This is a genomic window from Streptomyces sp. NPDC018000 (assembly GCF_044328025.1).
Taxonomy (GTDB): Bacteria; Actinomycetota; Actinomycetes; order Streptomycetales; family Streptomycetaceae; genus Streptomyces.
On record NZ_JBIRGM010000001.1, the window covers coordinates 417,030 to 431,801 of the forward strand.

A 14,772-nucleotide genomic window follows, 5' to 3' on the forward strand; every position below is an offset into this window, starting at 1 on the left:
CCCACACGGAGTGTGATTCGAGGCTTGCTCAAGTCGCGAAATCCCTTGTGGCACCACGGTACGCCGGGATTCGTAACCGCACAGTAGCCACGAGGTGTGGTCCAGATCTCTGTTAGTGCAAGCAGCCGTGCCCGGTGTTTCTTTGTGGAGTTTCCACTAACGGGCGAACGATTCTTTGCCCGACGCACGAGGGGTGCGACACCGGGGTGCGGGGAAAGCGCGCGAGCGCGTGTCGTCGGCACGGGACGGGAGCGGAGATCGCCGGGCCCTTGTCCGGAGCGTTACCCTCCCCCAAGCTCTTAAGGAGCAGGGGGTGCCCCCTGTAGGGTCCGCGCTATCGCACGTACTGCAGGTAACAGGGGGTGGGCATCGTGGTGCGCAGACCGGTGGCGTTCGTGACCGCGATCGTGCTGTTCGTGGAGGCCGTGGGCATCGTGGTCATCAACGGCATCCTGGCGACGGTCGTCAAGAACCAGGACATGTCACTGGCCGGGCTGGAACCCGCCGCCATGTTCAACGGCACATGGGCGATGGGCGGCGTCTTCGGCCTGTATCTGGCGCTGTGCGGGCTGGTCCTCCTGCTGGCCGGCATCCGCGACCGGGCCCCCGGCCGTGTCGGCCGCATCGCCCTCATCATCTGTGCCGTGGTGCACGGGGTGCTGGGCGCGCTGACGGTGGGGCTGGTCGGCTGGGCCGCGTTCGCGTTTCTGACGGTGGTGCTCGGGCTGATCGTGCTGACGCTGGTGGCGTACGGCCCCGAGAAAGACGCGGACCGGCCTGTGGACGACGTCGAACCCAGCGCTCCTGCTACGGCCTGACGCAGATGGGGCCGGTTCGGGCCGCCCCCATCTGCCGGTCGGTCTCAGACCCGCGACCCGGCCGGTCTCAGACCCACAGCTCGGTGACGGAGATACCCAGCTCGCCCAGCAGCCGGCGCAGCAGCGGCAGCGAGAGCCCGATGACATTGCCGTGGTCGCCCTCGATGGAGTCGACGAACGGCGCCGAGCGGCCGTCCAGCGTGAAGGCGCCCGCCACATGGAGCGGCTCGCCCGAGGCCACGTAGGCGGCGATCTCGGCGTCCGTCGGTTCGCCGAAGCGGACGGTCGTGGAGGCGGTCGCCGAGGCCGTACGTCCGGTCGCGGTGTCGATCACGCTGTGGCCGGTCTGCAGCACACCGGCCCGGCCGCGCATGGACTTCCAGCGGGCGATGGCCTCCTCGCTTTCGGCCGGCTTGCCGAGCGCCTCGCCGTCGAGTTCGAGTACCGAGTCGCACCCGATGACCAGGGCACCCGCCACCTCCGGCCGCCCGGCCACAGCGGCGGCCTTGGCCTCGGCGAGAACGAGCGCCAGCCCAGCCGGCGTCGGGGCGCTCAGCGCGTCCTCGTCCACCCCGCTGACGACCACCTCGGGCGCGAATCCGGCCTGCCGCAGAAGGCCGAGACGGGCGGGGGAGGCGGAGGCGAGCACGAGACGGCGCTGATCAGTCATACGCGCCATCGTAGAAGGGCCGGGCCGGTGTCCGACCCGCCCGGGTCGTAAATCGCCGCTTCCGGGCCGACCACGCAGTGCGTCCTGGGTGACGAATCGGCCCGTCCGGCATGTGAGGCCGAGGCCCGGGGCAGCGGCCCGCCCCACCCCGCGCCCCGCCCCACCCCTCACCGCGTCCCGAGCACGAACATCGCGACCACCATCGCGAGCGCAAGCACCAGCCCCGCGCGTCGCATCATGTCCTGGGCGTCGCGCAGTTCCTTCGGCGGCTTGTTCTCCGGGTCGGACCACAGCATGGGACCGATATTGCTGCGGGGGGCGGATGCCGCGCCTGAGTACAGGTACTCAGACCGACCGGCAAATGAGGGGCGGCGTCGCAAGGTTGGGCACGCGCATCTGCCGCGTTGTCGTCGAGATACACCGGAGGTCCGGACCCCGAAGCGGCCCGGACCTCCGAAAACGTGCGCGAACAGGTAACTCCTGACTACCCGGGCCAGTACGTCCGCGCCCAGGCCCGCGGCCCCGGCAGACGGCGTTCGCGCCGGGCGATACGCGCTGGGTCGGACCACTGGCCGGGCAGCGCCGGTGTGCCGGACGACTCATCGGCCGTCGCCGCGGCGCGCGCCCGGACCACCGCCAGTGCGGCAGCCAGCTCCTCCGGGGTCGGGTTGCCCCGTACGACCTTGATCATGGTCAGGGCCCTTTCTAGAGGGGGATGTTGCCGTGCTTCTTCGGGGGCAGCGACTCCCGCTTCGTACGCAGCTGACGCAGCCCCTTCACGATGTGGGCGCGGGTGTCGGACGGCATGATCACGGCATCGACGTAGCCGCGTTCGGCCGCCACGTACGGGTTGAGCAGCGCGTCCTCGTAGTCGGCGATCAGTCTGGCGCGGGTGGCTTCCGCCTCGTCGGGGTCCGTGACGGCGGCGATCGTGCGGCGGTGCAGGATGTTCACGGCGCCCTGCGCGCCCATCACGGCGATCTGCGCGGTCGGCCAGGCGACGTTGATGTCGGCGCCCAGATGCTTGGAGCCCATGACGTCGTACGCGCCGCCGAAGGCCTTGCGGGTGATCACCGTGATCAGCGGGACGGTCGCTTCCGCGTAGGCGTAGATCAGCTTGGCGCCGCGGCGGATGATGCCGCCGTACTCCTGGTCGACGCCGGGCAGGAAGCCGGGGACGTCGACGAAGGTCAGGACGGGCACGTTGAAGGCGTCGCAGGTGCGGACGAACCGTGCCGCCTTCTCGCTCGCGTTGATGTCCAGACAGCCGGCGAACTGCATCGGCTGGTTGGCGACGATGCCGACCGGGTAGCCCTCGACGCGCCCGAAGCCGGTGATGATGTTCGGCGCGAACAGGGCCTGGGTCTCCAGGAACTCGCCGTCGTCCAGCACGTGCTCGATGGCGGTGTGCATGTCGTACGGCTGGTTCGCCGAGTCCGGGACGAGGGTGTCGAGCTCGCGGTCCTCGTCGGTGGTGGCGAGGTCCGCCTCCTCCGGGAAGGCCGGTGCTTCGGAAAGGTTGTTCGAAGGAAGGTACGACAGCAGCGACTTGACGTACTCGATGACGTCCTTCTCGTCGCCCGCCATGTGATGTGCCACACCGGAGGTGGTGTTGTGGGTGCGGGCGCCGCCGAGTTCCTCGAAGCCGACGTCCTCGCCGGTGACGGTCTTGATGACGTCGGGGCCCGTGATGAACATGTGCGAGGTCTGGTCGACCATGACCGTGAAGTCGGTGATCGCGGGGGAGTAGACCGCGCCGCCCGCGCACGGTCCGACGATCAGCGAGATCTGCGGGACGACGCCCGAGGCGTGCACATTGCGGCGGAAGATCTCCGCGAACAGACCGAGCGCGGCCACACCTTCCTGGATGCGGGCGCCGCCGCCGTCGTTGATGCCGATGACCGGGCAGCCGGTCTTCAGCGCGAAGTCCATCACCTTGACGATCTTCTCACCGTAGACCTCGCCGAGCGATCCGCCGAAGATGGTGAAGTCCTGCGAGTACACGCAGACGGGACGGCCGTCGACCGTGCCGTAGCCGGTGACGACGCCGTCTCCGTACGGGCGGTTCTTCTCGATGCCGAAGCTGGTGGAGCGGTGCCGGGCGAATTCGTCGAGCTCCACGAAGGAACCCTCGTCGAGCAGCAGGTCGATCCGCTCGCGGGCGGTCAACTTGCCCTTTGCATGCTGCTTCTCGACCGCACGCTCGGAGCCCGCGTGCGTTGCCTCGTCGATACGGCGCTGCAGGTCCGCGATCTTGCCCGCGGTGGTGTGGATGTCGATCTCTTCCGGCTCGGACATCGGGTGGCGGCTCCCTGCCTGGTCACGGGGACGACTTTGCTGCTGGTCAGGTACTGAACACCTACTGGTCCGTAGCGTATCGGCGTGCATACGGTTCGGCAGTGCGTCGTTTGCCACACCTAGTCTGGCTTGCATGACACCTTCGGATGCGTTTCACAGCCGCTGGTCGGACCTGGACCGTCCGCCCCTGAACGTCGCCGCGCTGCGCCGCGGGCTGCTGCGACCGGGCGGACTGTGGACCTCGCTCGACGTCGTGGAGACCACCGGGTCCACCAACTCCGATCTCGCCCGGCGCGCGGCGGCGGGGCTCGCCGAAGGCGCCGTGCTGGTCGCCGAGGAACAGACCGCGGGCCGCGGCCGTCTCGACCGCACCTGGACGGCTCCGGCCCGCTCGGGCCTGTTCTTCTCCGTCTTTCTGACACCGGGCGACGTCCCTGTCCAGCGGTGGGGCTGGCTGCCGCTGCTCGCGGGCGTCGCGACGGCGACGGGCCTGGCCCGCGCGGCAGGCGTGGACACGGCGCTGAAGTGGCCCAACGACCTCCTCGTGACCGTCCCCGAGGACTCCGGCAAGCTCCGCCCGGGCCAGACCCCACTGGGCGAGGAACGCAAGGCGGGCGGCATCCTGGCCGAGCGCGCCGGGAATGGAGTCGTCGTGGGTATCGGCCTCAACGTCTCCCTGCGCGCCGATGAGCTCCCCGTACCCACGGCAGCCTCGCTGGCCCTGGCCGGAGCGGTCTCCACCGACCGCGAGACGCTGCTGCGGGGTGTACTGCGCTCGCTGGACCACTGGTACGTCCAGTGGCGCGCGGCGGACGGCGACGCGGCGGCGAGCGGCCTGCAGGAGGCGTACGCGGCGGGCTGCGCGACACTCGGCCGGAGGGTACGGGCCCAGCTGCCGGGCGGCCGCACGCTCACCGGCGAGGCCGTGGCGATCGACGGTGACGGCCGGCTGATCCTGTCCACCGACGACGGCCTCCAGGAACCCGTATCGGCGGGCGACATCGTGCACCTGCGAGGCGTCGGGGGCGGCCCGGTCTGAGACGGCGGCGTCGTGCGCGCGACCGTCCCCGCGAACATTCCCGGAAGACTGAGGGACGTGAGCCACGGCACACCTGCCGTATCGTTGAGGCGATCCACCGACAGATCGGCAGGGCAGTGCGCAGGGAACGGGCAGGAGGCGGCTGGTGACCGTCGACGACACGACCTCCGGTGCGGGCGAGGAGCCCTCGTCGGACCCCTCGGTCCACCCGACACCGCATCACGAAGTCGACCATACGGCGGAACCGACCGACGATCCCCTCGCGATCCGGCTGGAACAGCTGATCCTGGGCGCCGACCGTCGCTACACGCCGTTCCAGGCGGCCCGTACCGCCGGTGTCTCGATGGACCTGGCCTCCCGGTTCTGGCGGGCCATGGGCTTCGCCGACATCGGGCAGGCCAGGGCCCTCACCGAGGCCGATGTGCTGGCGCTGCGCCGGCTCGCCGGTCTCGTCGAGGCAGGGCTGCTGAGCGAGCCGATGGCGATCCAGGTGGCCCGGTCCACCGGGCAGACCACTGCCCGGCTGGCGGAGTGGCAGATCGATTCCTTCCTGGAGGGGCTGACCGAGCCGCCCGAGCCCGGAATGACCCGGACCGAGGTCACGTACCCGCTGGTCGAGCTGCTCCTCCCGGAGCTGGAGGAGTTCCTGATCTACGTGTGGCGGCGCCAGCTGGCCGCCGCCACCGGCCGGGTCGTGCAGGCCGCCGACGACGAGGAGATGGTCGACCGGCGCCTGGCCGTCGGCTTCGCCGACCTCGTCGGGTTCACCCGGCTGACCCGGCGGCTGGAGGAGGAGGAACTCGGCGAGCTGGTCGAGGCGTTCGAGACCACCTGCGCCGACCTGGTCGCCGCCCACGGCGGCCGGCTCATCAAGACCCTCGGTGACGAGGTCCTCTACGCCGCCGACGACGCGGGCACCGCGGCCGAGATCGCGCTGCGCCTGATCGAGGCGATGACCCAGGACGAGACCATGCCCGCGCTGCGTGTCGGCATCGCATTCGGCACGGTCACCACCCGAATGGGCGATGTCTTCGGTACGACGGTGAACCTCGCCAGCCGGCTGACCTCGATAGCGCCGAAGGACGCCGTGCTGGTGGACGGGGCGTTCGCCCAGGAGCTGACCCGTACCGGCGACGCCCCGGCCTCCGAGGCGCAGGCCGCGGAGGCGGCCGCGGCGGCCGAGAGGGAGCGCCGGGAGGGCGTGGAGCCGGCGGCCGTGCCGCGGTACCGCTACGGGCTGCAACCGATGTGGCAGCGCCCGGTGCGCGGACTCGGCGTCGTGGAGCCCTGGCTGCTGGCGCGCCGGGGTACGTCCTGATCCACGAGGCCTGAACTCACCCGGGACCGCTGTCCGGGGCGACCCATAGGATCCCTCCGGTAACGATCGTTGACGACCTCCCCCGCGACTGGCACCGCGACGCCGCTGACAATCGTGGGCGAGGTCGTAACCGGAGGGGTGAAGTCATGACCGTCACATCCGAGCAGCGGTTCGGGGAATTCGTCGTCGTACGGGTCCACGAGGGGCAGGAACACGTCGCCGAGCTGGTCCTCGACCGGCCCAAGGCGATGAACGCCGTGTCCACGGACATGGCCCGCTCGATCAACGCGGCCTGCGCCGCGCTCGCCGCCGACCCGGGCGTACGGGTCACCGTCCTCACTTCCAGCCATGAGCGGGCCTTCTGTGTGGGTGCGGACCTGAAGGAGCGCAATTCCTTCACCGACGCCGAGCTGCTGCGTCAGCGACCCACCGCCCGCGCCGCCTACACCGGCGTGCTCGAACTGCCGATGCCGACGATCGCGGCCGTGCACGGCTTCGCGCTCGGCGGCGGATTCGAGCTGGCGCTGTCCTGCGATCTGATCGTCGCCGACCGCACGGCCGTGGTGGGCCTGCCCGAGGTGTCGGTCGGTGTCATCCCGGGCGGCGGCGGTACGCAGTTGCTGCCGCGGCGGATCGGTGCGGCACGCGCCGCCGAGCTGGTCTTCACGGCCCGGCGGGTGGAGGCGGCCGAGGCCCGTGATGCGGGGCTGGTGGACGAGCTGGTGGAGGCGGGGCGGGACCGCGAGGCCGCGCTGGCGCTCGCGGGCCGGATCGCCGCCAACTCCCCGGTGGGGCTGCGGGCCGCCAAGCGTGCGCTGCGGCTCGGGCAGGGCGTCGATCTGCGGACCGGACTCGAAGTCGAGGACGCCGCCTGGCGTTCGGTGGCCTTCTCCGGTGACCGGGCCGAGGGGGTGGCCGCGTTCAACGAGAAGAGGAAGCCGAACTGGCCCGGTGAGTGACCTAGTGCCGCGACCAAGGGACACGCAGCGGGCATCGTCGATGTCTCAAGCTGATCAAATCACCACAAAACTACATAAGCTGTAGCGATGGGTGGTGATGATGCGCGGCTGAGGGCCGTGGTTTCGCTTGCGCAGACGATGGCGGCGGCGCACACCCCGCGGGGGTCGTGGCGAGCGGCTGCGCTGGGGGCGTGCGAGGCGTTGGGCGGCAGTTTCGCCGCGCTCTCCGTGTGGGAGCGCGAGCGCGGGCGGCTGCGCGTGCTGGTGAACGCGGGCGAACGGGCCGAGGGGGAGGAGGAGTTCCCCGATGAGGAGACGTATCCGGTGCACCAGTTCCCGGAGATCACCGAGTTCCTGCACGAACGGTGGGCCGGCGGCGGTGAGCCGGACGCCTGGGTGCAGGCCGCTGACGACCCGGCGGACGGGTTGCCGGGGGCACGGGGGTACGGGGCTCGGTACTACCGGCAGCGGGTGGCTGCCCTGCGTCGGCGCGGGCGCGGCTGCTGTGTGGTCGCGCCGATCGTGCTGCACGGGCGGGCCTGGGGCGAGCTCTATGTGGCCCGCCCGGTGGGGATGCCGGTGTTCGGGCGCGAGGACGCGGACTTCGCGACCGTGCTGGCCTCGGTCGTCGCCGCCGGGATCTCCCAGACCGAGCGGCTCGAAGAGGTCCGCAAGCTCGCCTTCACCGATCCGCTTACCGGGCTGGCCAACCGCCGCGCCGTCGACGTGCGGCTCGACGAGGCGGTGGAGCGGCACCGGACGGAAGGCTCGGTGGTCAGCCTGGTCGTCTGCGACCTCAACGGTCTGAAGCGGGTCAACGACACCCTCGGCCATGCGGTCGGCGACCGTCTGCTGGAACGTTTCGGCTCGGTGCTGTCCCGCTGCGGTGCCATGCTGCCCGGTGCGCTCGCGGCCCGGCTCGGCGGCGACGAGTTCTGCCTCCTCTCGGTGGGCCCCGAGGTGGACGACGTGATCCGGGTGGCCACCGAACTCTGCGAACGGTCGACCGGGTTGGAGCTCGGTGACGGGGTGGCGTGCGGGATCGCGTCGACCGGTGATCCGATCGGCCCGGTGGTCTCGGCGCGGCGGCTGTTCCGGCTGGCGGACGCGGCCCAGTACCGGGCCAAGGCGGCCCGGTCCGCGAAGCCGGTGGTGGCGGGGCGCGACGGCGAGGTGATCCGGCTGGCCGACGCGCCGCCGAAGTCCCCGCACGACCGCCGCCACCTGCGCGGCAGCCGCCCCTGACCGTGCGACCGAATCGGTAAGGGGCCAACCGCTCAACCACTAGTGACATGAACGGATTCAATCCGTACGCTTCTGAATATGGATATGCATACAGTCGTGGTGGGGACGTCCGGTACCACCGCCCAGGACGTCATCGCCGTGGCCCGCGGCAACGCTCGCGTCGAGCTCTCCGCGGCCGCCGTGAGCGCACTCGCCGCCGCCCGCGAGATCGTGGACGCGCTCGCCGCCAAGCCCGAGCCGGTCTACGGCGTCTCCACCGGCTTCGGGGCGCTGGCCACACGGCACATCAGCCAGGATCTCCGCGCACAGCTCCAGCGCAACATCGTCCGCTCGCACGCCGCCGGCATGGGCCCGCGGGTCGAGCGCGAGGTCGTCCGCGCCCTGATGTTCCTGCGGCTGAAGACGGTCGCCTCCGGGCGCACCGGCGTACGGCCCGAGGTCGCGCAGACCATGGCCGACGTCCTCAACGCGGGCATCACACCCGTCGTCCACGAGTACGGCTCGCTCGGCTGCTCCGGCGACCTGGCCCCGCTCTCCCACTGCGCCCTGACGCTGATGGGCGAGGGCGACGCGGAGGGCCCCGACGGCACCGTGCGTCCCGCCGGCGAGCTGCTCGCCGCCCATGGCATCACCCCGGTCGAGCTGCGCGAGAAGGAGGGCCTTGCCCTCCTCAACGGCACCGACGGCATGCTCGGCATGCTCGTCATGGCCCTGGCCGACCTGAAGAACCTCTACACCTGCGCCGACATCACCGCCGCCCTCTCCCTGGAGGCGCTGCTCGGCACGGACAAGGTGCTCGCCCCGGAACTGCACGCCATCCGCCCGCACCCGGGCCAGGGCGTCAGCGCCGACAACATGCTGCGGGTCCTGGCCGGTTCAGGCCTCACCGGCCACCATCAGGACGACGCGCCCCGAGTGCAGGACGCCTACTCCGTGCGCTGCGCGCCCCAGGTCAACGGCGCCGGACGCGACACCCTCGACTACGCCGCGATCGTCGCGGGCCGCGAGCTGGCCTCCGCCGTGGACAACCCCGTCGTGCTGCCCGACGGCCGGGTCGAGTCCAACGGGAACTTCCACGGCGCCCCCGTCGCCTACGTGCTCGACTTCCTGGCGATCGTCGCGGCCGACCTGGGTTCGATCACCGAGCGCCGTACCGACCGGCTGCTGGACAAGAACCGTTCGCACGGACTGCCGCCGTTCCTCGCCGAAGACGCCGGTGTGGACTCGGGCCTGATGATCGCCCAGTACACCCAGGCCGCCCTGGTCAGCGAGATGAAGCGGCTCGCCGCCCCTGCGTCGGCCGACTCCATCCCGTCCTCCGCGATGCAGGAGGACCACGTCTCCATGGGCTGGTCGGCGGCGCGCAAGCTCCGTACGGCCGTCGACAACCTCGCCCGGATCGTCGCCGTCGAGCTGTACGCTGCGACCCGTGCCATCGAACTGCGCGCCGCCCAGGGCCTCACCCCCGCGCCCGCCTCACAGGCCGCCATCGACGCGCTGCGTGCGGCAGGTGTCGAGGGGCCGGGACCGGACCGCTTCCTGTCACCGGACCTGGCCGCGGCGGACGCGTTCGTACGTGCGGGCAAGCTGGTCGCGGCGGTCGAGCCGGTGACCGGACCGCTGGCCTAGAACTGAAAATCCTGGCCTGTTCAGGCGGACAGGGCGCCGGCGCGGCGTACCGAGTAGGTGACGAACGCTGCGCCGATGCCCAGGAACGCCGTGCCGCCGATCAGATACGGGGTGGTGTCGACCCCGGTCCCGGTGTCGGCGAGCCTCGGGCCGCTCGCGGTGTCCACGGTGGTGGTGATCTGTTGGCTCCGTGCGGCCGGTGCGTCGGCCGACTCGTCCGTCGCGTTGGCGGACGGTACGAACCACAGGGCGGCCAGCAGAGTGCCCGCGGCGGTGGCGGTCAGAAGCGGGCGGCGAGCAGCGGCCACGGAATCGATCTCCCTTGTCACAGCCGTGAGTCAGGCCTGTGCACCGATGCTAGTGAAAGCAGCGGGTCGCAGGAAAGTCGAGAGGGCGGGGAGCTTACGCTCCGGCACATGAGCACTTCTGAGACATCACGGTTTGTTCGACTTCAGGTCGAAATGGTGCTGGAGATCACGGACCCCGCCGCCCTCAGCGGTACCGCGCTGGAGTCCATCGCCGCCGAGTACGGAGAGCCGGGCGGCCAGTCCGCCGCGGAACGCATGCAGGCCGAGGCGGCCGTACGGGAGGACGACGCGGAGGCCCTCGCCTCCCTCATCGACCCGTTCGACCTGGTCAGTGAGGTGCCGGGGGTCGAGCTCGCCCAGGCGTCCTGGAGCAGTGAGACCGTCGACTACGACCCGGACGACCTGGACGCCTGGGACCTCGACGACGACGAGCACGAAGTGGACGACGAGGGAGGCGACGGCGACATGCCGCACAATGGTGAGGACGGCGGCGAGCACAGCGGCGTGAGCGGCGGTGCGGAGCGGCCGGTCTAGCAAGTGAGCCACGGCCCCGGCCCGCTTTCGGCGGGCCGGGGCCGTCGTGCGTACCGGTCGCCTGTACGCGACCGGCATCGGGAACCACCAGCGACGCGGATGCGTCGATGAGTGTTGTTCCCCACATCTCTCGTGGATGTGGAACGGAGGACCCTTTCCATGGGTTCTTGGAACATTGACGGGTTACGCCGGTCGCCGGCGGCTCTGTTCGGGGTTTTTGGGGATTAGGCAACGATGGAGAAGCGTGTGATGACGGTCAGTAAGCGGCGCAAGGGTCTGATGGCCGCGTCCGCACTGCTCGGTGGTGTTCTGGTGCTCACTGCCTGCAACGACGGCGGCGCGAGCGCCGGGAACTCGAAGCAGTCGCAGGCGGCCGAGGCGGACAGGGCCGCTGCCCAGGACGCGTCGGAAGCGCAGATCACGATCTCGCCGAAGAACGGTGCGACCAACGCGAGCATCAACAACGACGCCAAGGTCACCGTCGCCAAGGGCACGCTGTCCCAGGTCGCCATGACCACGTCGGCCGGCGCGGCCGTCAAGGGCACGCTCGCCGCCGACGGCAAGAGCTGGAAGCCGGACGTCCAGCTGGAGCGCTCGACCACGTACAAGATCAGTGCGACGGCCAAGGACTCCAAGGGCCGCGAGGCGCACGAGAACTCCTCGTTCACCACCGTGTCGCCCGCCAACAGCTTCATAGGCAACTTCACGCCCGAGGACGGCTCCACGGTCGGCGTCGGCATGCCGGTCTCGATCAACTTCAACAAGCCGATCACGAACAAGAAGGCCGTCCAGGACGCAATCACCGTGACGTCCAGCAGCGGTCAGGAAGTCGTCGGCCACTGGTTCAACTCCCAGCGTCTCGACCTGCGTCCCGAGGAGTACTGGAAGAGCGGCTCCGACGTCACGCTGAAGCTCGCGCTGGACGGCGTCGAGGGCGCGGACGGCGTCTTCGGAGTGCAGCAGAAGACGGTCAACTTCAAGGTCGGCCGCAACCAGGTCTCGACGGTCGACGCCGCCACGAAGATGATGACCGTCACCCGGGACGGCAAGACGATCAAGACCATTCCGATATCTGCCGGCTCCCCCGACAACCCCACGTACAACGGGCAGATGGTGATCTCCGAGAAGTTCAAGGAGACCCGGATGAACGGTGCGACGGTCGGTTTCACCGACGCCGACGGCAAGGGCGAGTACGACATCAAGGACGTGCCGCACGCCATGCGGCTGTCCACCTCGGGCACCTTCCTCCACGGCAACTACTGGGGCGCGCGGTCGATCTTCGGCAGCGCCAACACCAGCCACGGCTGCGTCGGCCTCGCCGACGTGAAGGGCGCGGGCGACCCCAACCAGCCCGCCGCCTGGTTCTACGACAACTCCATGGTCGGCGACGTGGTCATCGTCAAGAACTCCCCGGACAAGACCATCACCCCCGACAACGGCCTCAACGGCTGGAACATGAGCTGGGCGGAGTGGACGGCGGGCTCCCAGGCCTGATCCGCACGCACCTCCCGTCCCGCAGTCCCGAGTTCCGCACGAAGGCGGCGGCACCCGGATCCCCTCGGATCCGCGGCGCCGCCGCCTTCGGCGTTCGCAGAGGCGTCCGGCAGTCTGTGGGACCAGCGGTTACGATATTTGCATGGAAACGCAAGTTACGCCGTGGGACGCAGCCGGAGCCGAACGGGCGGTGGCGGTGCTGAAGGCGGTGGCCGATCCGACGCGCTACCGGCTGCTGTGGACGTTGAGCCAGCGGGAGCTGCCGGTGAGCACGCTCGCGAACATGCTGGGCGCGCACGTCGCCGCGACCTCCCAGCATCTGGCAAGGCTGCGGGCGGCCGGTCTGGTCACTTCCCGGCGCGAGGGCACCCGTATCTTCTACCGGGCGGCCGGGGCGCACGTCCGGGGGCTGTTGGAGGAGGCGTCGCTGGTGGTGGACGAAGCCGAGCGTGCGGCCGACTCCGAGGGCTCGCAGGCGGCGACGGTCGCGACTGCGCAGGAGCAGCCGGCCCGCGTCCGTCCCATGCCTGCCCGGCTCCGGCCGGTGGCCGGGCGGTAGGGCGGTCCGGACACGGCCTACGCCATCTGTCGCCAGGACGCGGAGACGACTGCCGGTTCCATGCGGTCCATGGCTACTCCTTCCGGAACGGGAGGACGCCGTCGGCGTGCGGGGTGTCCTGGTCGAGGTGGTATTCCTGCGGTTCGGCGTCGTAGGAGTACAGCTCGGCGTAGCGGCCCCAGTCGGTGGCCACCTCCAGCTGCTGGGTGACCTGTTCGCTGGTGAAGTGGTGGGCGAGTACGTCACGGAAGAATCCGGCGCGCAGGGTGCCGTCGGGGTTCTGCCGCCGGCTGTGGGCAGGGGGGGTGTTGGCGGCCGTGCGCTTGTCCGGCCCGATGCCTTCGGGGCGGCCGGGCAGCCGGGTCTCCTTGGGCCGTCCGGTCATCGTGCGGTAGACGCGGTCGATGAGATCGTCGAAGGCCTCGGAGTCGCGGTCGCGCGGGCGGGCCAGGCCGACCTCGAAGGTCTCCCGGATGGTGCCGTAGGGGCGGGAGCCGAGTACGACGATCCGGTCGGCCATCAGGACCGCTTCTTCGATGTTGTGGGTGACCAACACGATGGCGCGGGTCGGGAACTGGCCCGACTCCCACAGTTCCATCAGTTCGCCGCGCAGGTTCTCCGCCCCCCGTCCTGAGGAAGAACCAGACCGCGAGCGGGAAGAGGAAGTTGGCGGGAAAACTGGCCAGGACCTGAACGACCGGCTGGGCGATACGCGTCAGCTTCGGTGAGAAGCCGATCCGCACCCCGACCGGCACCCAGATCACCGTCGCGACCACCACGAGGACGATGACCCGGGCGAGGGTGGCAACGCCCAGCAGCAGCGGCTCACCGAAGACCCCCAGCCCCGTCCTGTCGTGGATATAGCGGCCGAGATCGAACAGGCCCCATGCGATCAGTCCGCCCGCCGACAGCGTGAAGACGAGGTCGCCGGTGCGCCGCCGTGCCGAGTCGAAGACCAGCGGCCGGTCGTCCATACCGAAGATCCGGCCCATACGGTTGATGACCTGCCCGGCCGGGCGCAGCACACGCCCCAGCAACTGCGGCCAGCTGGAACGGCGCAGGAAGTCCAGTACGACGGAGCGCTGCACCTCGGTGGCTTCGGACTGCTCGTTCTTGAACCGCTCGGCCCACGCGGTCAGCGGGCGCCAGAACAGGAAGTTCACACCGACGACCATGACCGCCATGGTGGCGATCGCCCAGCCGACCCTGATCAGGTCACCGTCGGCGATCGCGGCACCGGCGTACGACCCGACGCCGGGCAGTGCGTAGTCCTTGTCGTTGATGCTGATCGCCTCGGACGCCACCAGGAAGAACCAGCCGCCGCCGAAACTCATCATGCCGTTCCACACCAGGCCGATCGCTCCGGACGGCAGCTCCACCTTCCAGAACCGCATCCACCGGGTGAAGCGGAACGAGCGGGAGAGCTCGTCGAGTTCACGCGGCAGCGAGATCAGCGAGTGATAGAAGCCGAACGTCATGTTCCACGCCTGCGAGGTGAAGATCGCGAAGATCGACGCGCACTCCAGGCCCAGCATCGAGCCGGGAAACGGAGCGATGAACCCGGTCACCGCCACGGTCAGAAAGCCCAGCACCGGCACCGACTGCAAGATGTCCAGCGCCGGGATCAGGATCCGCTCCAGCCTGCGGCTCTTGGCCGCCGCATAGGCGTACGCGAAGGTGAAGACGGTCGCGGCGGCCAGCGCGACGAACATGCGCAGCAGGCTGCGCGCCGCGTCGTAGGGCAGTTGCGAGGGGTTGCGAGCTGCTGCCGGTAGCCGCTTATTGCGTCGATACGCAAATAAGGGCGGTTGCACCAGTGGCACGACCGGGTCGACTTCCCTTGCGCAAGAGGAGAGTTCGTCATCCGCCGGGGCGCGGCCGCTGCTTGGACCGGCCACAGC

At 70.1% G+C, this 14,772-nt stretch carries 15 protein-coding genes and 1 pseudogene; 9 read left to right on the forward strand and 7 right to left on the reverse strand.

Annotated elements, in window-relative coordinates:
* Positions 1 to 374: 374 nt before the first annotated feature.
* On the forward strand, positions 375 to 818 hold the full coding sequence (locus tag ACH4EW_RS02080) for a hypothetical protein (RefSeq protein WP_398251233.1): 444 nt from the start codon (positions 375 to 377) through the stop codon (positions 816 to 818).
* Between the two features lie 67 nt (positions 819 to 885).
* Here the strand turns inward: ACH4EW_RS02080 and ACH4EW_RS02085 are convergent, their stop codons facing one another.
* From ACH4EW_RS02085 to ACH4EW_RS02100, 4 genes are all read right to left on the reverse strand, one after another.
* On the reverse strand, positions 886 to 1,497 hold the full coding sequence (locus tag ACH4EW_RS02085) for a Maf family protein (RefSeq protein WP_398250140.1): 612 nt from the start codon (positions 1,495 to 1,497) through the stop codon (positions 886 to 888).
* Between the two features lie 158 nt (positions 1,498 to 1,655).
* Positions 1,656 to 1,784, reverse strand: coding sequence for a morphogenic membrane protein MmpB (gene mmpB / locus ACH4EW_RS02090; protein WP_093900106.1), 129 nt, complete (start codon positions 1,782 to 1,784; stop codon positions 1,656 to 1,658).
* A gap of 188 nt (positions 1,785 to 1,972) precedes the next feature.
* The gene (locus ACH4EW_RS02095) at positions 1,973 to 2,179 is read right to left on the reverse strand and encodes an acyl-CoA carboxylase epsilon subunit (protein WP_398250142.1); all 207 of its coding nucleotides are present in this window, start codon (positions 2,177 to 2,179) and stop codon (positions 1,973 to 1,975) included.
* A 14-nt stretch (positions 2,180 to 2,193) separates the two neighbouring features.
* A complete protein-coding gene (locus tag ACH4EW_RS02100; protein ID WP_398250144.1) occupies positions 2,194 to 3,786 on the reverse strand; it encodes an acyl-CoA carboxylase subunit beta in 1,593 nt (530 codons plus the stop codon).
* Positions 3,787 to 3,919: 133 nt separating this feature from the next.
* Here ACH4EW_RS02100 and ACH4EW_RS02105 point away from each other — a divergent pair, with 133 nt between their 5' ends.
* From ACH4EW_RS02105 to hutH, 5 genes are all read left to right on the forward strand, one after another.
* Positions 3,920 to 4,825, forward strand: coding sequence for a biotin--[acetyl-CoA-carboxylase] ligase (locus ACH4EW_RS02105; RefSeq protein WP_398250146.1), 906 nt, complete (start codon positions 3,920 to 3,922; stop codon positions 4,823 to 4,825).
* Between the two features lie 145 nt (positions 4,826 to 4,970).
* Positions 4,971 to 6,143, forward strand: coding sequence for an adenylate/guanylate cyclase domain-containing protein (locus ACH4EW_RS02110; protein ID WP_398250148.1), 1,173 nt, complete (start codon positions 4,971 to 4,973; stop codon positions 6,141 to 6,143).
* A 146-nt stretch (positions 6,144 to 6,289) separates the two neighbouring features.
* Complete coding sequence (locus ACH4EW_RS02115) at positions 6,290 to 7,102, forward strand: enoyl-CoA hydratase/isomerase family protein (protein ID WP_398250150.1); 813 nt, start codon at positions 6,290 to 6,292, stop codon at positions 7,100 to 7,102.
* An 87-nt stretch (positions 7,103 to 7,189) separates the two neighbouring features.
* Positions 7,190 to 8,347 (forward strand): diguanylate cyclase domain-containing protein, encoded by a 1,158-nt coding sequence (locus ACH4EW_RS02120; RefSeq protein WP_398250152.1) that lies wholly within the window; start codon positions 7,190 to 7,192, stop codon positions 8,345 to 8,347.
* Between the two features lie 78 nt (positions 8,348 to 8,425).
* Complete coding sequence (hutH, locus tag ACH4EW_RS02125) at positions 8,426 to 9,976, forward strand: histidine ammonia-lyase (RefSeq protein ID WP_398250154.1); 1,551 nt, start codon at positions 8,426 to 8,428, stop codon at positions 9,974 to 9,976.
* A 20-nt stretch (positions 9,977 to 9,996) separates the two neighbouring features.
* Here the strand turns inward: hutH and ACH4EW_RS02130 are convergent, their stop codons facing one another.
* The gene (locus ACH4EW_RS02130; RefSeq protein ID WP_398250156.1) at positions 9,997 to 10,284 is read right to left on the reverse strand and encodes a hypothetical protein; all 288 of its coding nucleotides are present in this window, start codon (positions 10,282 to 10,284) and stop codon (positions 9,997 to 9,999) included.
* A 108-nt stretch (positions 10,285 to 10,392) separates the two neighbouring features.
* On the opposite strand from ACH4EW_RS02130, the gene ACH4EW_RS02135 reads away from it, so the two are divergent.
* The 3 genes from ACH4EW_RS02135 (at position 10,393) to ACH4EW_RS02145 (ending at position 12,871) form a co-directional block, all read left to right on the forward strand.
* Positions 10,393 to 10,818 (forward strand): hypothetical protein, encoded by a 426-nt coding sequence (locus tag ACH4EW_RS02135; RefSeq protein ID WP_398250158.1) that lies wholly within the window; start codon positions 10,393 to 10,395, stop codon positions 10,816 to 10,818.
* A 234-nt stretch (positions 10,819 to 11,052) separates the two neighbouring features.
* Complete coding sequence (locus ACH4EW_RS02140) at positions 11,053 to 12,312, forward strand: Ig-like domain-containing protein (RefSeq protein ID WP_398250160.1); 1,260 nt, start codon at positions 11,053 to 11,055, stop codon at positions 12,310 to 12,312.
* 142 nt (positions 12,313 to 12,454) lie between these two features.
* Positions 12,455 to 12,871: an ArsR/SmtB family transcription factor gene (locus ACH4EW_RS02145; RefSeq protein ID WP_398250162.1), complete on the forward strand. Its 417-nt coding sequence runs from the start codon at positions 12,455 to 12,457 to the stop codon at positions 12,869 to 12,871.
* Positions 12,872 to 13,079: 208 nt separating this feature from the next.
* Here the strand turns inward: ACH4EW_RS02145 and ACH4EW_RS02150 are convergent.
* Positions 13,080 to 13,136: pseudogene (locus ACH4EW_RS02150) on the reverse strand (hypothetical protein); the annotation flags it as partial.
* Complete coding sequence (locus ACH4EW_RS02155; RefSeq protein WP_398250164.1) at positions 13,114 to 14,769, reverse strand: ABC transporter permease subunit; 1,656 nt, start codon at positions 14,767 to 14,769, stop codon at positions 13,114 to 13,116. The gene ACH4EW_RS02155 and the pseudogene ACH4EW_RS02150, both read right to left, overlap by 23 nt.
* Positions 14,770 to 14,772 lie beyond the last annotated feature (3 nt).

What these genes read in the sequence shown, in the direction of transcription:
- ACH4EW_RS02085 (WP_398250140.1), bottom strand. Translation starts at nt 1,497, where the DNA reads ATGGCGCGTATGACTGATCAGCGCCGTCTCGTGCTCGCCTCCGCCTCC.
- mmpB (WP_093900106.1), bottom strand. Translation starts at nt 1,784, where the DNA reads ATGCTGTGGTCCGACCCGGAGAACAAGCCGCCGAAGGAACTGCGCGAC.
- ACH4EW_RS02095 (WP_398250142.1), bottom strand. Translation starts at nt 2,179, where the DNA reads ATGATCAAGGTCGTACGGGGCAACCCGACCCCGGAGGAGCTGGCTGCC.
- ACH4EW_RS02100 (WP_398250144.1), bottom strand. Translation starts at nt 3,786, where the DNA reads ATGTCCGAGCCGGAAGAGATCGACATCCACACCACCGCGGGCAAGATC.
- ACH4EW_RS02105 (WP_398250146.1), top strand. Translation starts at nt 3,920, where the DNA reads ATGACACCTTCGGATGCGTTTCACAGCCGCTGGTCGGACCTGGACCGT.
- ACH4EW_RS02115 (WP_398250150.1), top strand. Translation starts at nt 6,290, where the DNA reads ATGACCGTCACATCCGAGCAGCGGTTCGGGGAATTCGTCGTCGTACGG.
- ACH4EW_RS02120 (WP_398250152.1), top strand. Translation starts at nt 7,190, where the DNA reads ATGGGTGGTGATGATGCGCGGCTGAGGGCCGTGGTTTCGCTTGCGCAG.
- hutH (WP_398250154.1), top strand. Translation starts at nt 8,426, where the DNA reads ATGGATATGCATACAGTCGTGGTGGGGACGTCCGGTACCACCGCCCAG.
- ACH4EW_RS02135 (WP_398250158.1), top strand. Translation starts at nt 10,393, where the DNA reads ATGAGCACTTCTGAGACATCACGGTTTGTTCGACTTCAGGTCGAAATG.
- ACH4EW_RS02140 (WP_398250160.1), top strand. Translation starts at nt 11,053, where the DNA reads ATGGAGAAGCGTGTGATGACGGTCAGTAAGCGGCGCAAGGGTCTGATG.
- ACH4EW_RS02145 (WP_398250162.1), top strand. Translation starts at nt 12,455, where the DNA reads ATGGAAACGCAAGTTACGCCGTGGGACGCAGCCGGAGCCGAACGGGCG.